Origin of the sequence: Pedobacter glucosidilyticus DSM 23534 (genome assembly GCF_000425145.1) — a bacterium.
GTDB lineage: Bacteria > Bacteroidota > Bacteroidia > Sphingobacteriales > Sphingobacteriaceae > Pseudopedobacter > Pseudopedobacter glucosidilyticus.
The window spans coordinates 1-15,765 of record NZ_AULF01000014.1 but is presented as its reverse complement, the minus strand read 5'-3'; the positions used below and the strand labels follow the sequence as shown (position 1 = coordinate 15,765).

The window sequence follows — 15,765 nt, the reverse complement described above, 5'->3', positions numbered from 1 at the left end:
TATGGAAGAGCATATCGTCAAAATAAACTTACCAGGTGGCATTGTTTCTACCGGAGATTTGCATGAAATCTTAACCATTGCAGAACAGTGCAATGTTGAGAATATTAGATTTGGCAACCGCCAACAAATTTTATTTAAAATTGCAGAAACTGCGCTGGAAGACTTAAAAGATAGGTTTATGGTTCATGATATCCCCTATGAAATAGACCAAGATGAGTTTCCTAATATTGTAAGTTCTTACGTTACAGAAGAAATTTTTCAAACATCTTTATGGTTAACAGAAGGTGTTTATAAAGACATATTAGATGGGTTCAATCATCAGCCTAAGCTTAAAATCAATATTGTAGATTATTATCAAAATTTAATTCCCTTTTTTACGGGCAACCTTAATTTTATAGCCTCAGAAACCAATAATTTCTGGTATTTGTACATCAGATTTCCTAAAACCAACAATATGTTTTGTTGGCCTTCTCTTATTTATTCTGAAGATATTGCTGCTTTAAGCTTGGTTCTAGAAGATCATATCCATCAAGATGTTAGTAAGCAAGAAGTACAAATTAACGGAGAAGATATTTACGCTCAGGTTCTCAAGAGCCATAATTTTCATCAGCAGGAGATTCAAAAACCTTTAATCCATACAGATTTTCAATTGCCCTATTATGAAGGTTTAAATAAATATAGCGAGAATAAACTTTGGCTAGGCATTTACAGAAGACATGAAGAATACAGCATTAAGTTTTTAAAAGCTATTTGCGAAACTTGTCAATCGACAAGGATAGGACAACTTTACACCACTAGCTGGAAATCTATAGTTATCAAGAATATCAATATCAAAGACAGGACTTATTGGAGTAGCCTATTAGATAAATTTAAAATTAATATTAGACATGCTGCAAACGAGTTAAATTGGCAAGTAGAAGACTTATGCGAGGAAGCTTTAAAGCTGAAGATAGAACTGGTTAAACAATTTGAAGAAGTCGATTTAAGAACCTATCGTTTATGTTTTGCCATAAAAACCAAGCCTAAAACAGGCTTATTTAGTGCTATCGTCATCAGAAAGAGAAATAGTAAAAACAATAAGGGAGAAGAATTATACGAGCTTTTGTATACCCGAAACTTCAATCCAAATTCAAAAGAATATATCACTTTTCATGATGGTATTACCTTAGAGCAACTGGCTCCCAAATTGATAGAAATATGCAACCTTTACTATCACCTCAGAGAAAATACGGGTAAGAGCTCAGAAATAGAAAAAGAACGACCTAAGCAGGTACAAAAACACAGCGTTTACCAATGTAAAAACTGTTTAACCATTTATGATGAACATTATGGAGACCCTACACAAGAAATAGCTCCAAAAACAAGTTTTAACAGTTTAGATTCCTATTTTTGCCCTGTTTGTGATGCTCCAAAACAAGATTTTGTTGAAATTCACTTAACAAAACAGCAATTTTTATGAGTGTAGAAATCTTATTGTTATTAGCTTTATTTTCAGTTGGATTTTTATACGCATCTGTTGGACATGGTGGTGCTAGTGGCTATTTAGCTGTACTGTCTATTTTCTCTATTCCGCTGGCTCAATATAAAACCATGGTGCTTTTACTTAACATTTTGGTAGCTGGTGCAGGTTTTATTCAGTTTTACAAAGCCGGATTTTTTAAATGGCATTTATGCTGGCCTTTCTTGCTAAGCTCTATCCCATTTGCATTTTTAGGCTCAAAAGTCGTCTTAGACACCAAAGTCTATCATATCCTTTTGGGCGCAGCTTTAATGTTTCCTGTCATCAGGTTGTTAGGTTTTGGCGGCCAAGAAAAACACATAAAAAAAGCTATTCCTTTAGTAAAAGCTTTAATTTGGGGAGCATTATTGGGCTTAATATCGGGTATGTTAAACATAGGTGGTGGTATATTTTTAAGTCCATTACTTATTTTAATGGGCTGGGCAAATAGTAAAGAATCGGCATCGGTTTCAACCTTATTTATTGTTTGCAACTCTATGGCAGGGCTTTTGGGTTATACACAAGCTTTAGAAATACAAGATTCATCGGTATGGCTTTGGTTTTTTTCGGCTTTAGCCGGAGGATTTGCAGGCGCATACGTTGGTAGTCGATACTTTAAAATTTCTACCATCAGATATTTATTAACCGTAGTATTAGCGATTGCTTCTTTTAAACTTTTATTTTTGATGTAATGGAGGGGATTGAAGATATCTACAACAGAAAGTTTAAAAAGCTAAGGCTTAGCCTGCTAGACCATTGCAATTTTAATTGCTCTTACTGTACTATGGGCAGCGATAACGTAGCTAGCAAACCTCAACAAAAAGTAGATTTCTTTGTGAAAAGAGTAGCTAAACTACATCAATACCTACAATTAGACAGCATAAGACTTACCGGAGGCGAACCTTTACTTTATCACGAGCTTGCTATTCTTATTCATGAACTTAATAAACTAGACATACCAGAAATTACCTTAACCACCAACGGCTTTTTATTAGCCAAGCAAGCATCCAAACTAAAAAATGCGGGTTTAGATAGTATTAATATTTCTTTAGATGCGATAGATGAACTTACTTTCCAAAAAATAAGCAAAAGAAAAAAGGTGGAAGAAGTATTAAACGGTATTGAAACAGCTATTAAAGTGGGTTTAAATGTTAAATTAAATGCCGTCATCATGAAAGGGATAAACGAGCAAGAGATTTTACCTTTATTACAATATGCCTTTAAGTTAAATATCCCTATCAGGTTTTTAGAATTGATGTCCATGGGGCATTTGCATGAGCAAGCAGTATCTCAAATTTTTACTAAAGATGAAATTCTGTCTAGTATAGCTCAGCACTATCAATTTACAAGGGTAATTAGAAAAGCATCGGCAACAGCCAATTACTGGCAAACACAGGAAGGTTATTTCTTCGGAATTATAGCCAATGAAAGCACACCATTTTGCCATGATTGTAACCGCTTACGTATGGATGCACAAGGAAATTTATTTGGTTGTTTAAGCAGCAATAAATCTGTATACATGGCCGATGAAGAGCCAGAAGAGCTTTTAAAGCACAAATTGCAGTATGCCATGAAACAAAAACAAAGCCTTAAATTTACAGGAAGCAGCCTTAGTATGTTAGAAATTGGAGGATAAACATCATCATGAAAATAAAAGTTTTTGCCGCCCTTAAAGATTATTTCGATAAAGATTTTCTCTTAGAAGAAGACCTTAAAACCATTGCAGATTTAAAGGCTCACTTAGCTCAACAACAACCTAAAGCCTTGGCATTGCTAAACCTTTGCCGCTTTGCCGTAGATGATGAATTTGTCGCTTTAAGCCATTTAATCCATGAAAATGATGAAATCAGCGTTATTCCCCCAAGTAGCGGAGGTTGATATAACCCCTTTGAGTGCTACAGATTTAGATTTGGTTCAATTGCTAAGTTTAGCCCACGACCCAAAAGCGGGTGCTGTGGTTTTATTTAGTGGTGAAGTAAGAGATAATAGTACTGGCAAAACTGTTGACTATCTAGACTATGAAGCACATGAAAGTATGGCTAGTAAAATGATTTGCGCTATTGTAGAAGAAGCCGCAAAACGTTGGCATTTAACTAAAGCCCTAGCCCAACATAGAACGGGGAAAGTGATGGCCGGAGAATCTGCCGTGGTGGTGATTACCTGCTCGCCACACAGAAAAGAAGCTTACGCTGCAAACAGATATATTATTGATAGGATAAAACACGAAGCGCCCATTTGGAAATGCGAATATTTTACCGATGGAACCAAAGAATGGGGAGGAAATTGTTCTTGCCAAAAAATTACTGGCGATGCTAATAAACACGTTTATGAATTTGAAGATAAAGCCTAAGCTATGAAACCAACCATCACCATAGAATATTGCCCAAAATGCAATTGGATGTTAAGAGCAGCCTACATGGCACAAGAAATTTTATCAACTTTTACTGATGATGTAGCTGCCGTAAGCCTAAAACCTAGCGAAACAAGTGGTAAGTATACCATTAGCATTAATGAGCTAGAGCTGTTTGATAGGAAAAAAGAAGGTCGGTTTCCAGAAGTAAAAGAGCTGAAACAACTGATAAGAGACCAGGTAAATCCTGATAAAAGCTTAGGTCATTCTGATAAAAAATAAGCTGATGCCAACTTTAAGCGGATTAATTTTATGCGGAGGTCAAAGCAAAAGAATGGGGACCGATAAAGGCTTAATTTTAAAAGGTAAACAGCCTTGGTTTACCTTGATGGCCGATAAAGTCAAACCTTTTGCCCTTCAAGCCTTTATCTCTATCAATAAAACACAGTTAGAGCAATATCAAGCTTATTTTAGCCCAGCCAGCTTTATCATAGACCAGCATGAAGTTGAAGGACCTTTAAACGGCTTACTATCTGCACATCAACTATACCCTAAAACAGATTTTATCGTTTTAGCTTGCGATTTGATAAATCTGCAAACAGCGACCATCACTAAACTGATAGACAGCTATCAACAGTTTCCTGATTATGATTATTACGCTTACCATAACCAACAATTTTGGGAACCTTTATGTGCCATTTATACGGCTAAAGCATTAAAAAACTATCACGATCAAGCATCATTTAAACACAGCTTTCAAGCATTGTTAAACCAAAGCAAAACCTATAAATTGGATATACAGCAGCCAGAAAGTTTCATAAACTACAACCACCCTTCATCATTGGCATTTCTTTTGGATGATGCTAGCAGAAAATAAGCGACTATGAATAAATTAATTTTAACAATCGCATTTGCAGGCATGGTAAGCGTTGCATCTGCCCAAGAGAAAAACACCAAAACAGATACTGTTGTAAACGACATCAAAAAAGGTGTAAAAAAAGCCGGTCATAAAACTGCTGAGCTAGGTGTAAAAGGCGGAGCCAAAATCTTAGACCAACAAATAAAAGGTAAAGTTGGCCCAGCCGGACAAAGCGTTTACCGTGATGGTAAAGACCGCATTTACTATGTGGATGGTAAAGGCAATAAAATTTACATCAAAGCATCGGATTTAAAACCTGCTAAAACACCATAAATTTGATGTTTAACCTTAGGTGTAAATTCAATTTATTTAAATTCTTGAAGCTCAGAAATTGTGCAGGTGCATAAGGTTGTCTCAAATCAACATTTTGTGTCAGGCTGAGCGGAGTCGAAGCCTTTTATTATCCCTCGACTCCACTTAGGATGACAATAAAGGTCCGCTCAATGTAACAAATATGATTTTGTAAACAACCTCTTATTGTAATGAGGTTGAATTGAATTTTTATAAACATCATATTTTTAGTCCATCATTCTGCTACGCTTCATTCATGCTTAGAAGAATCTGTAATTGACCTCCCACGATGTGAGTTCTAGTACTGGTTAAAAGCTCCCCCACAAAACTGTAGGTATTGTCTACTTGATCTGTTCCGCTCAAATGGTTTTGGCTTTTGATTCTTATTATCCTACCTCTACTATCGTAGTAATTTACTGATAAATAATTTGAAACCCCATCACCTGAAGTTGCTGTACCCAAAATTGTTGCTGTTAAAAGACCCCTAACATTGTTGCTTTCCTGATTTATGGGTAAACCAAAAATATTACCGGGAAAACTATAATCATCATAATAATTTGTAATTGTAGGAATAAAGTTATTATCATCATCACCCACGTATACATTATTTGTATAGCCTAAGTATAAACCATTATTTCTACTTTCCCATAATATAGTACTAGCATCTATAAGAGATTGAAGTTGAACTCTTGTTTTAATTTTATACTTTTAAAGCGTAGTTAAAGCTATCAATTCACCATGACCATGATCCCGTAAATAAATAAACAATTAACTTTATAACAAGAACAATAAGCGCAATGCACATCGATATTTGACCATAATAATAATGACCATTCTCATTTGGTTTGAATAAAGACTTTATACTATTAAAAATAAACTTCATCTAATCAGCATTTTCTCCGTTTTTGAATCGAGAACTAGATTCTAATTGACCTGTTTCAGAATATGTTGTCCAAATACTATCCTTCTTCCCAATAGTATAGTTGCCGATTTGGCTAACATTACCATTCTCATACCAAATAGTAAACCGACCATCCCGTAAACCATTATTATTGTAATAAGCAAGGTAGTTTAATTTACCATTTGAATGGTAGCGTTTAATAGTGTCAATGAGTTTACCATTTTGATATTTTGCAATAACTTGAACATTCCCGTTCACAAACCATTGCTTTCCAACTCCGTTAAGTTCACCATTTCTATAATGGTATTCACTCAACTTTTCACCATTTTCATGCCAAGCCAACCACAGCCCTTCTTTTTTACCATTTACCATCCGTCCTTTTTCAAACTTACCGCCAGTACTATAATGTGTAGTTTTATAACCCCTACAAGAAAGTGAAAGACAAACAAAGGTTAGCAAAAGTATTTTACACATAATTAGAATCCTCTATAATTACCATTCTGATATGATTGTATTCCGCTTAACGTTTTATACTTAATATCCTCAACTGTCTTACTGACAGAATTCATCATATTTTTCATTAGATTACTAACTGCTTCAATATTTTGGCCGATGGTATTACCTCCCGTCATTCTACTAAGAGTCTGAGGCGAATCTATTACATCTCTTAGTTCTGCAAACATTGAAGGACCTGCTGCTTTTCCCACAGCTAAATCCTTTAAAATATCTACATAACCGTTGATTATCGTTCTTTCTCACCCCTCATTGCACCATACTGGGATACACTGCTTAATAAAAAGAGGTTTATGAACTTTTCAAAAGAATGTAGGAGTTCTACAATACAACAAAAGCCTAGCTCAGAAAAGAAGTAGGAAGCTTACTTTTAAGCCCATACGCATCAGCTTACGAGTTTACTTATATATTATCATTACACTAATATAGTTTAGAACTTACAAAGTACCACTTACCGATAGCCTCTTTTCTTGAAGGTCTAATAAATTTCACATCATAAAATCCCTTAATATCTTCTTCCTTAACATTCGTAAATAACAATCCATAATTTGATCCTTTAAAACCGTTTATTACAAAATAAGTAAACTCAGGTTCCATTACAATTCTCGTAAAGCTATACCTCGATGCAATTTTATAAATTGAATCTGACAAAGGTGAATTCACAATTTCGGCACTACTATTTCTAATTTCTTTGCTATCAATAATAATCGAGCCTACAAATTCCCGTTTCTTTAATCCAGAAATTATCTGCACCAAGTCTGCTTCTTGTGGGATGGAAAGCTTATATGTGTTGTTATTAGAAAAACAACCAATGAACATTGCTAAAAGCATTAAAATGAACCTCATAATTATCTATTTGACTAATTTATATCCTAGAACTTTTACAGATCCCGCTTCAATTGCTTCAACTTCATCTGCCTCATCAAGTCTTGCCCTACCCAATCTATAAATGATATCGCCCGGACTCCAACCGCGTCCTTCCCGATTTGGCCTCGATATTGTTTCAAGGTATAATGTGCCGCCATGTGCAAGAGTTATAGCATCGGAAGTGGAAAAACCAAACTTTGCTAATGCTGCTCCCCAAAGATAATTACCGGCTTCATTTCTATTCATTGCCTTTCCTGAAGCACCATATATCTTGTTTGGATCAAGATTTTGCTTTTGATCTAAATCGCCCCCGTCTTGAGACTCCCTTTTAACATAAAAAAAAGCATTTTCACTTCCTTTAGGCTCCGTTGCTTTTTTTAAAAGAGAACTAAAGCCTGTTTTGCTATCGGAGTTTTCCCAATTAGACTCAAACCCTTTAAACTTACCACTATTAATAACCCCCAGCGCCTGATTTGTTAATTTAAAAGACTTTCCTTTATCGTCATTTATATAGCTTCTATCCCCACCTACAAAAAGTTCAAATAACCAAGAGCGCTCGATTGTTTTTGTTTTTACCCCCTTCGAATTATAATAAATATCATCCATCCCATCAGGATCAATTCTACTTATAGGGTTATTCTTTGTATAATGGTAAGGTGTCCAGCTTCTATTCTTCTCCGCAAGTGGGTCAATCACATTCCACCTACCAATCACCGGATCATAGAACCTTGCCCCGTAATCGTATTGCATTAAGCCTAACTCCGTCTGTAACTCCTTACCATTGTATTTGTATCGGTTCTCTGGTGAGGGTACTGTTTGCCCTGCTCTGGATATTTGTAAACCAAAGGGATAATAGTCATTCGTCTCTAGGATACTTCCGTCTTGTTTTAATAACGCTCTGGTATTACCTAAATGGTCTTTAATCATATACTCATAGCTATAGCTGCTTCCACTAGGGATAGCTCTACCTTCTTCTGTCTGGATAAACTCTATACTGCTATTATTATACTCTATCCCTCCTGCATAATCTCTTATTAAGCTTCCTACTGTTTTCCTTATTTTAGCTCCATTAGATAGCCACGTATTTTGCATACTTTCTGATGTGGAGGCTTTGTTTATCGTTTGAGGTAGGTTTAAGTAGTTGTAGCTGATATTTATACCTTTCTGGCTGTCTGATGTTTGGTTTCCATTTGCATCGTATACATAACTGCTATTAAGCGCTCCACTGATGCTACTTAACTGATTGCCTGTATAGCTGTAAGTATTGGTGCCCATAGGGTTTCTGGTTAAACTACTGATATTTCCAATTACATCATAACTTAGGGTTTCATTAAAGTTCTCATCCGAACTTCCTCTCGTTAACCTGTTCAACTTATCATAAAGATAGGTATAATTGTGTAATTGTGGCTACTTGATGGTCCCCAATATTGATTTGCTATATTTCCATTGTATTGTGGGCTGCTGCCGTCTTCATAACTTAAAGTCATATTGAAGGATAAACCTGTATTCGTCTGGCTCTTTAACCAACCTCTTGGATTATAGTTATTTAATTGAGGATAAACTCCTGTTTCTCGCTAACACTATTTTTAAGGATGCTAAAACGGGGAAGGCTTATTCGCATTAACAACAAAAGCCCTGCTCACTTTAAAGAACCGGGCTTTGATTTTGGTTATTGTTAAAGATTTAAGTCATTCCGGCACTTTTGCTTTGTCCACTAAGTTCTACCTCGATCCTTTGTCAAAGTTAAGAGTGCCGCTTTACTATCAGGACGCTCAGATATAACCTTTCGGGCAAAAATAATAGCATGCGTGTCTTGCAGAAGCCTTTCGGGAATATGATTATAATATAACAAGTATTCTAATATATCCACGTTTTCAGGTTCTAGTTCAGCCGCCCTTAACCCATGGAATAATCCTAACATCTCTGCATTGTAGACATGATTCAGGATTGTCCCCATCAATCTACTAATGGAGAAGTGTATAGAGGCGCTTTCTCCCTTATACAAAAGGGTTTGCAGAAAAGCATATACTAATAGGTTTACCTCTTCTGTTGTTGGATCATAGGCCAATTGATAAAGAATATCTTCCATCTCAGAAAAAGATTTCTCAGCCAACAATCTCTCAAGCTCTGTAAACTTCAAGTCATTTAACAGACCTTTGTAATACTTCATATCTATCACTATCATTTGCTTAAAAGTTTCAACGCTTGCCATTTGTAGGCAGGATCAGTAATCACCCACGCGTTGCTTACTACAGTTTTACCACCTACCTGATTTGTAACTACCTGAACTATTTCACCGTTATAATTTAAGATCTTACTTCCGGAACCCATTGCTGTATTTCCATACGTCATTTCAACTCCTTCAGATAAAGCTTTAGACATTATAGATTTTATTTCGGCTTCTCCACCAGAAGCTACCTTACTCCAAGCATGTGTCGAATTCATTATTTTCACCATCTTTTGAGTTCCTAGTATAGCGACTTCAGGGAGAACTGCTTCCCCGCCACGTACCAAAAGCGAAAATCCAGTCTTTCCCCATTTTCCAAGTCTCCCCCATGGAAAAAGTGACCACGCAAGTTGTTCTCCACCAAACTTCAGAGCCTCCCTAGTGCCAACTCCAGCTGCCTTTTGTGCCTCTCTATAATCGATATTATTCCAGTTGAATGGAACTCCAGGAGTAAGAACATTGAACATGGCAGTCGTTTTCTTTGCGGTTATAACAACTTCCTTTAGCTGAACTACCCTTGTGGTATCCATCCCAAATTCATCTGCATACAGTAATGGATTATTAAGAACATAGTTATAAGGTGTAATACCCGTGTGTTTTTCCGCCAATGGGTCAATCACATTCCACCTTCCAATTACCGGGTCATAGAACCTTGCTCCGTAATCTAGGTGCTCTATTCTATCACTTTATTAATCCCTTCCTAATTTAAAAAAATCTTTAAACATTATGCATTCTATATTCACATCTTTACTGCTTTTCCTATTAATCTTTGTCGCATATATAGAAGGATTAGGGATACTATGTGCATTTAATTCTTCTTCTTTTCTTATAGCATCAATATCCCAATTTTCAACAAGCTCAATCATGTATTCAGAAAATCTTAGATTTTTATCAAAAGAAAATTTATCGTGATGGTAATTATAAATCAACTTTCCTCTTGAATTCCAAATTAATCCATAAATCATTCCACTTTCTAAATCATAAGTTTCCAAGAAAAATGTTTGACTAGCTGAATCGACAAAACCCAGTTTATTTAATGAATTAAGTTTTAAACGAACTTCATTAAATCGGTCTGTTCCACTTTTTCTAATTCCATTCTTTAACTGACAAGAACTCAAACCATTAGATAGATTGATAAAAGATTGTGATTGTACTATGCAACCAAACAGTAATAAAAGACATAATGGAACAATTATTTTTTTCATTTCTCATTAATAAGTGAAAGGTATCTGCTTTCTGTTTAACATTTTAAAAGTAGTATTCCCGTTTTGATCATAGTAAATGCTTTGACTTGTACCTGATCTTATAATTCTCGTACCAGGATCTAAGCTGCCATTTGGCCCAACGCCATAAGATGTACGTAGAGGCAACCCATGTTCTGCTCTAAGTCTATTTTCCATATGTGTCGAATAAATTTCAGCGTTCGGAATACTAATCGGATTTCCATTAGGATCTATTGCTGATTGCCAAGTATTCCTATTAACAGTACCCTTCCAAATATCTTGCACATGGGCAAGTTCGTGACCTAAACCGATATATGATGGTCTTTGTGTTGATCCATTCTGATCGGGAGCACTTGTTGTCCCATTCGGATTCCAAAGTACGTACGCACCATTTTTCTCATCAGCAGCATTTGAACTACGCTGCGCAATTTCTGTATTATTAGTTGAAGTCATTAAATCATTAACTAAACCAGCCCCTACTTTACCACTTCTCAAATCAGAAAGCGCAGTTCCAACTTGCCCTATAAATTTGTTACCACCGGAATACATTGACCCACTTTGATCTATAAAGCCATAATTACCTTTAGCATCCTGACCATAATAATATTTATCAGTTTGGGCTGCATTATTAACTGTAGTTGTAATAGAAACCCAAATTGAATCTCCATTAATGTCTATGTTTTTTATTGGATTATTTGCGCCATATTGATAAGGATTCATATCAACATATTTCTCTGCAAACCTGTCTATGGTGTTAAAACGCCCAATCACCGGATCATAGAACCTTGCCCCGTAATCATATTGCTCCCCTAACTCCTCCTGTAACTCCTTTCCATTGTAAAGATATTTATTTGTCCCGCCTTGTACAACTTTTCTTTTACCAAAAGCATAGTAATCATCTCGCTGTAAGATGTCCAGATTATTGGTTGATGGGTTCTTGTAGAAACTTACTCGAACATTACCCAAATGGTCTGTCAGGTTGTACTCATAACTGTATGCATTATTTCCATTGTGTCTGGCTATTCCCTCCTCTGTCTGAATGATGTCTATCGTACTTCCTTGGTATTCTATACCCTGCAAGTAATGGCGTAATGTGCCATTATTGTTCTTCGTGAGTTTCTGGCCTGCTGCATCATAGGTATAACTTAATCCTCCACTTACGGTTTGTGGTAAGTTTAGATAGTTATAACTTATCGTCTTATTATTTCTTCCGTCTGTTATGGCATTTCCATTGGCATCGTAGCTATAGTTGGTGGCTGTTACGCCTGTCACACTCTGCAATTGGTTAGCACTGTAGTTGTATGTCTTTGCTCCTGTTCCGTCATGGGTGATTTGGGTTAATTACTACTTTCAAGATTTAAGTCATCCACTTCTTTTTCTCAGACCGATAAGACTTAAACCAGTGGGGGGGGGTAATCGTATTGACTATTGTATTGTGATACTTGAGACTTCAACACTATCGGGAATTTCATAAATATTATTTATCAGACCTTTTGATAAATCAGGATATTTTTCTACATCTAAGTGATAAAAAATTTTACTTTCATTGGCATCTATAACCGCAAAGTACCCATCAGGCATAGAAGGAATTTTTTTACTTACAAAATTTCTAATATTTATAAATTTTTCTCCTATTCCCAAACCGTCAGATGTTTTTAAATTTTCATCCAAAATAATGATTCTAGATATTTTTCTTTTGTCTCTCCAATTATTTTCAACCATAAATGAAATCTGGTTATTTTTATAAAAAATTTTTGAATTCCATTCTAGATCTTCTCCTATGAGAATACTATCTCTGACCGTATAACAAGAATCATTCTTCACGATTTTATTTAGTTCTTTATCTAGAAAGTCACTTCGTAGATCATTAATAGTATAATTGCATTTCAAAGTAATACTATCATCTTGAACATAAGCTTGATTAGGCTTAGTTGTTTTTTTACTTTGATTTATACAAGCAATGATAATAACAATTGGTAATAGGCATATTGCAAAGATTTTTTTCATTATAAATCCTCCTTTTTCTTCGGCTCTAATATTGGTAATTCAACTTTTGTATTATCCCTCTTTATTGGTTCAGACTCAGATGTTGGGATTGGAACTGAACTTTGAGTTGGAAAACCAGGTAATTTAGTGTAGTCTCCCCCATATTTATTAAAAAATTCTTCATTTGACACAGTTCCATAATTTTGATTTTCTGGATTAATTTGTTGACCATCTTTATTAACACCATCAACGTGTAGATGTTCAAATTCAGTACCTGATTTACCTGTAAGTCCCAAAGGTTGCCCTTCAAAAACTTTTGACCCCACCTCTAAACTACCATCGAGCATTTGTATATGTAAAAATCGAATTTTATCTCCATTTCCATATTCAACTGTAATGTAACGAGCACCTTTCTTGGTCTCCCCTATAGCTGAAACTACTCCATTTCCTAAAGAATAAAATTCAGTTCCAACACTTGATCGATAGTCAATTCCTACATGCGGATTAGACCCTCCAGGAGGTCGATTTGTATCCAAATATGTCGAAGTTCTTACAATAGTGTTTTTTAGTCCGAATCCTCCATTTGGAACGCTACCCTTATTTACTGCGGTATTTCCTTTAATAGGCCACTCAATTAATCCATCAATATCAATATATCTTAATGGATTATCAAATGCATATCTATAAGGTGTCCACGAAAATGCCTTCTCCGCCAACGGATCAACAACATTCCACCTCCCAATCACCGGATCATAGAACCTTGCGCCGTAGTCATACTGCTCTCCTAACTCCTCTTGTAATTCCTTTCCATTGTAAAGATATTTATTTGTCCCGCCTTGTACAACTTTTCTTTTACCAAATGCATAGTAATCATCTCTCTGTAAGATGTCCAGATTGTTGGTTGATGGGTTCTTGTAGAAACTTACTCGAACATTACCCAAATGGTCTGTTAAGTTATACTCATAACTGTATGCATTATTTCCATTGTGTCTGGCTATTCCCTCTTCTGTCTGGATAATATCTATCGTACTTCCTTGGTATTCTATACCCTGTAAGTAATGGCGTAATGTGCCATTATTGTTCTTCGTGAGTTTCTGACCTGTTGCGTCATAGGTATAACTTAATCCTCCACTTACGGTTTGGGGTAGGTTTAGATAGTTATAACTTATCGTCTTATTGTTTCTTCCGTCTGTTATAGCATTTCCATTGGCATCGTAAATATAGTTGGTGGCTGTTACACCTGTTACACTCTGCAATTGGTTAGCGCTGTAGTTATATGTCTTTGCTCCTGTTCCATCTCTGTTTAGGCTGGTAATTTAATCGTATTGAATTTCTTTTTTATAGACATTTTTGATTTCGCCCGACTTATCAAATAAAAATAAGTAACGCATCCCTTTATTAAATACCGTAGCATTTTTATAGTTCTCTTTTATACTACTTATATCATCTAAAATCTCAGCACCTAAGAAATCATCATATACTTTGGAAAAATATATAGTAGAGTTAGATTCGTTTCTTACATTTTTTTTAGGTCGAATTAGCTGACCTACATTAACACTATGATCATGTAAACTAGAATGATTTAAACTATCGAGTAGAAACAGCATCTTTTCTTTCGACTTATGAGATAGTAAACTCAATTCTTCATAAAAAGGAGACAAATCAATATTAACTGTAGAATCGGCAATATTAAAATCCACTTTTTGATTTATTTGGTCTTGAATTAAATAGTTATATGCTAATGCATACTTTGATTTATGCTTATAAGTATATAACTCTACCTTTGAAGCGTTGCATCCAAAAAAAGAGATACTCAAAAAGAATAGGCTTGATAAAATTTTCATACTCTTTATATTAGAATTTAATAAACTTATCGGTAATTGCAGGGACAATCCCTCTTTGTAATGAATTTAATGAACTAGAAGTAAATGGTAAATAAGCAGGGCCTCCTGGGGTAGTCATTACAGCCTGATAAGAAGATCTTTGACCATAATTTCCCCCTTTACCATTCAACTCACTCCTAATAATATTCATCCTATCAACTGTTGGACCGGTTGGTCCAAAACCAGCAGAGCGAGGTGGGTCAGTTAACCCCCCACCTAATCCAGAATGAGTTAATTCATGCATAAAGGTCATGCCAAACCCTAATGTTCTGGAATCCAATCCATTTGCGCCATTAATAAAACTATTAATTTGATTAGGATTTAGACTTATCAAGTTCCCTCCTACAGGAGCGTCTGCTGCAGAAGCAGATTGCTAGCGAAGTTAATATCCCCTACACCAGTTACAACAAGGTGGAGAACGGTACCCGTGAAATCACTATTGACGAACTGGAACGTTTTGCCGGATTTTTCGGGATGACCATTGATCAGGTAGTGCACTTTAACGATCGACCTGTGGAGGTTACTATACAGGACAGACCCAATTTTGAGCAGGTCAACCTCATCAGTCAGTTAGACGAGGAGGACAGGAACGTGGTTTTCAAGATCATTGATACCATGCTTACCAAAAAGAAGTTCAAAGATTTTTTTAACAGCAACGTAGCGGCACTATAAACATCAAACCTTTATAAATGGACAAGACCACACACATCGGCAGAAAGATTTCCCGAATCAGAGAGATCAAAGGAATCAAACAGGAAACTATCGCTCAAGAGCTGAGCATTTCCCAGCAACAGATTTCACGTTTGGAACAGGGTGAGGAAATTGAGGAAGAGGTGCTCAAGAAGATTGCTACTGCTCTTGGACTCAGCACCGAGGCACTCAGAAACTTTAACGAGGAAGCTATTTTCAATTATTTCAACAGCTTTCATGACCACAGCGGGCAAGGTGCTTGCAGCCCTTACGGAGCTTTTACTTTCAACCCCATCGACAAGATCGTGGAACTTTATGAAAGGCTACTGCAGGCTGAAAAGAACGGAAAGTAGCCCTGATGAATTTTTTTGATACAGGAACGCCCAGCTCAAACCGAGCCTGGCGTTCCTGTTTTTT

General features: G+C 35.9%; 23 protein-coding genes. 10 read left to right on the top strand and 13 right to left on the bottom strand.

Annotated elements, in window-relative coordinates; translation table 11 throughout:
• Position 1: 1 nt before the first annotated feature.
• The 8 genes from H510_RS0105750 to H510_RS18340 are packed head-to-tail and all read left to right on the top strand — an operon-like array spanning position 2 to position 5,040.
• Positions 2 to 1,459 (top strand): rubredoxin domain-containing protein, encoded by a 1,458-nt coding sequence (locus tag H510_RS0105750; protein ID WP_036692082.1) that lies wholly within the window; start codon positions 2 to 4, stop codon positions 1,457 to 1,459.
• Positions 1,456 to 2,190 carry a sulfite exporter TauE/SafE family protein gene (locus tag H510_RS0105745; protein ID WP_026903441.1) on the top strand — a complete coding sequence of 245 codons (735 nt, stop codon included), beginning with the start codon at positions 1,456 to 1,458 and terminating at the stop codon, positions 2,188 to 2,190. Before H510_RS0105750 ends, H510_RS0105745 begins: the two co-directional genes overlap by 4 nt.
• Positions 2,190 to 3,134: a GTP 3',8-cyclase MoaA gene (locus H510_RS0105740; protein ID WP_026903440.1), complete on the top strand. Its 945-nt coding sequence runs from the start codon at positions 2,190 to 2,192 to the stop codon at positions 3,132 to 3,134. The genes H510_RS0105745 and H510_RS0105740 overlap by 1 nt, the downstream gene beginning before the upstream one ends.
• Before the next feature lie 8 nt (positions 3,135 to 3,142).
• Entirely contained in the window at positions 3,143 to 3,376 is a 234-nt protein-coding gene (locus tag H510_RS0105735) for a MoaD/ThiS family protein (protein ID WP_026903439.1), read from the top strand.
• Entirely contained in the window at positions 3,336 to 3,848 is a 513-nt protein-coding gene (locus H510_RS0105730) for a molybdenum cofactor biosynthesis protein MoaE (RefSeq protein ID WP_051291075.1), read from the top strand. The genes H510_RS0105735 and H510_RS0105730 overlap by 41 nt, the downstream gene beginning before the upstream one ends.
• Positions 3,849 to 3,851: 3 nt before the next feature.
• On the top strand, positions 3,852 to 4,130 hold the full coding sequence (locus H510_RS0105725; RefSeq protein ID WP_026903437.1) for an Rdx family protein: 279 nt from the start codon (positions 3,852 to 3,854) through the stop codon (positions 4,128 to 4,130).
• A 4-nt stretch (positions 4,131 to 4,134) separates the two neighbouring features.
• Complete coding sequence (gene mobA, locus H510_RS18345; RefSeq protein ID WP_036692080.1) at positions 4,135 to 4,725, top strand: molybdenum cofactor guanylyltransferase; 591 nt, start codon at positions 4,135 to 4,137, stop codon at positions 4,723 to 4,725.
• Between the two features lie 6 nt (positions 4,726 to 4,731).
• The gene (locus tag H510_RS18340) at positions 4,732 to 5,040 is read left to right on the top strand and encodes a hypothetical protein (RefSeq protein WP_036692078.1); all 309 of its coding nucleotides are present in this window, start codon (positions 4,732 to 4,734) and stop codon (positions 5,038 to 5,040) included.
• Between the two features lie 261 nt (positions 5,041 to 5,301).
• Here H510_RS18340 and H510_RS0105710 read toward each other — a convergent pair whose 3' ends face one another.
• The 13 genes from H510_RS0105710 to H510_RS0105650 all read right to left on the bottom strand — a co-directional run bounded on the left by H510_RS0105710 (position 5,302) and on the right by H510_RS0105650 (position 14,902).
• Positions 5,302 to 5,655, bottom strand: coding sequence for a hypothetical protein (locus tag H510_RS0105710; RefSeq protein ID WP_026903436.1), 354 nt, complete (start codon positions 5,653 to 5,655; stop codon positions 5,302 to 5,304).
• Positions 5,656 to 5,941: 286 nt separating this feature from the next.
• A complete protein-coding gene (locus H510_RS0105705; RefSeq protein ID WP_026903435.1) occupies positions 5,942 to 6,433 on the bottom strand; it encodes a toxin-antitoxin system YwqK family antitoxin in 492 nt (163 codons plus the stop codon).
• Positions 6,434 to 6,435: 2 nt separating this feature from the next.
• Complete coding sequence (locus H510_RS0105700; protein WP_155977866.1) at positions 6,436 to 6,666, bottom strand: hypothetical protein; 231 nt, start codon at positions 6,664 to 6,666, stop codon at positions 6,436 to 6,438.
• A gap of 226 nt (positions 6,667 to 6,892) precedes the next feature.
• Positions 6,893 to 7,318 carry a hypothetical protein gene (locus H510_RS0105695; RefSeq protein WP_155977864.1) on the bottom strand — a complete coding sequence of 142 codons (426 nt, stop codon included), beginning with the start codon at positions 7,316 to 7,318 and terminating at the stop codon, positions 6,893 to 6,895.
• Positions 7,319 to 7,324: 6 nt separating this feature from the next.
• Positions 7,325 to 8,710 (bottom strand): RHS repeat domain-containing protein, encoded by a 1,386-nt coding sequence (locus H510_RS19530; protein ID WP_051291074.1) that lies wholly within the window; start codon positions 8,708 to 8,710, stop codon positions 7,325 to 7,327.
• A gap of 343 nt (positions 8,711 to 9,053) precedes the next feature.
• On the bottom strand, positions 9,054 to 9,524 hold the full coding sequence (locus H510_RS0105685; RefSeq protein WP_026903432.1) for a hypothetical protein: 471 nt from the start codon (positions 9,522 to 9,524) through the stop codon (positions 9,054 to 9,056).
• The gene (locus tag H510_RS20485) at positions 9,521 to 10,243 is read right to left on the bottom strand and encodes an RHS repeat-associated core domain-containing protein (protein WP_281168240.1); all 723 of its coding nucleotides are present in this window, start codon (positions 10,241 to 10,243) and stop codon (positions 9,521 to 9,523) included. The genes H510_RS0105685 and H510_RS20485 overlap by 4 nt, the downstream gene beginning before the upstream one ends.
• 12 nt (positions 10,244 to 10,255) lie before the next feature.
• Positions 10,256 to 10,771, bottom strand: a complete 516-nt coding sequence (locus H510_RS0105675; protein WP_026903430.1) for a hypothetical protein — start codon at positions 10,769 to 10,771, stop codon at positions 10,256 to 10,258.
• Between the two features lie 6 nt (positions 10,772 to 10,777).
• The gene (locus tag H510_RS19525; protein ID WP_051291073.1) at positions 10,778 to 12,061 is read right to left on the bottom strand and encodes an RHS repeat-associated core domain-containing protein; all 1,284 of its coding nucleotides are present in this window, start codon (positions 12,059 to 12,061) and stop codon (positions 10,778 to 10,780) included.
• Between the two features lie 153 nt (positions 12,062 to 12,214).
• Complete coding sequence (locus tag H510_RS0105665) at positions 12,215 to 12,796, bottom strand: hypothetical protein (protein ID WP_026903429.1); 582 nt, start codon at positions 12,794 to 12,796, stop codon at positions 12,215 to 12,217.
• Positions 12,796 to 14,031 (bottom strand): RHS repeat-associated core domain-containing protein, encoded by a 1,236-nt coding sequence (locus tag H510_RS20480; RefSeq protein WP_026903428.1) that lies wholly within the window; start codon positions 14,029 to 14,031, stop codon positions 12,796 to 12,798. The genes H510_RS0105665 and H510_RS20480 overlap by 1 nt, the downstream gene beginning before the upstream one ends.
• A gap of 60 nt (positions 14,032 to 14,091) precedes the next feature.
• The gene (locus H510_RS0105655; protein WP_026903427.1) at positions 14,092 to 14,619 is read right to left on the bottom strand and encodes a hypothetical protein; all 528 of its coding nucleotides are present in this window, start codon (positions 14,617 to 14,619) and stop codon (positions 14,092 to 14,094) included.
• A gap of 10 nt (positions 14,620 to 14,629) precedes the next feature.
• Positions 14,630 to 14,902 carry a hypothetical protein gene (locus tag H510_RS0105650; RefSeq protein ID WP_211226546.1) on the bottom strand — a complete coding sequence of 91 codons (273 nt, stop codon included), beginning with the start codon at positions 14,900 to 14,902 and terminating at the stop codon, positions 14,630 to 14,632.
• A 110-nt stretch (positions 14,903 to 15,012) separates the two neighbouring features.
• Here H510_RS0105650 and H510_RS19835 point away from each other — a divergent pair, with 110 nt between their 5' ends.
• Positions 15,013 to 15,330 carry a helix-turn-helix domain-containing protein gene (locus H510_RS19835; RefSeq protein WP_026903425.1) on the top strand — a complete coding sequence of 106 codons (318 nt, stop codon included), beginning with the start codon at positions 15,013 to 15,015 and terminating at the stop codon, positions 15,328 to 15,330.
• A gap of 17 nt (positions 15,331 to 15,347) precedes the next feature.
• The gene (locus tag H510_RS0105640; RefSeq protein ID WP_026903424.1) at positions 15,348 to 15,701 is read left to right on the top strand and encodes a helix-turn-helix domain-containing protein; all 354 of its coding nucleotides are present in this window, start codon (positions 15,348 to 15,350) and stop codon (positions 15,699 to 15,701) included.
• The last annotated feature ends 64 nt before the right edge of the window (positions 15,702 to 15,765 follow it).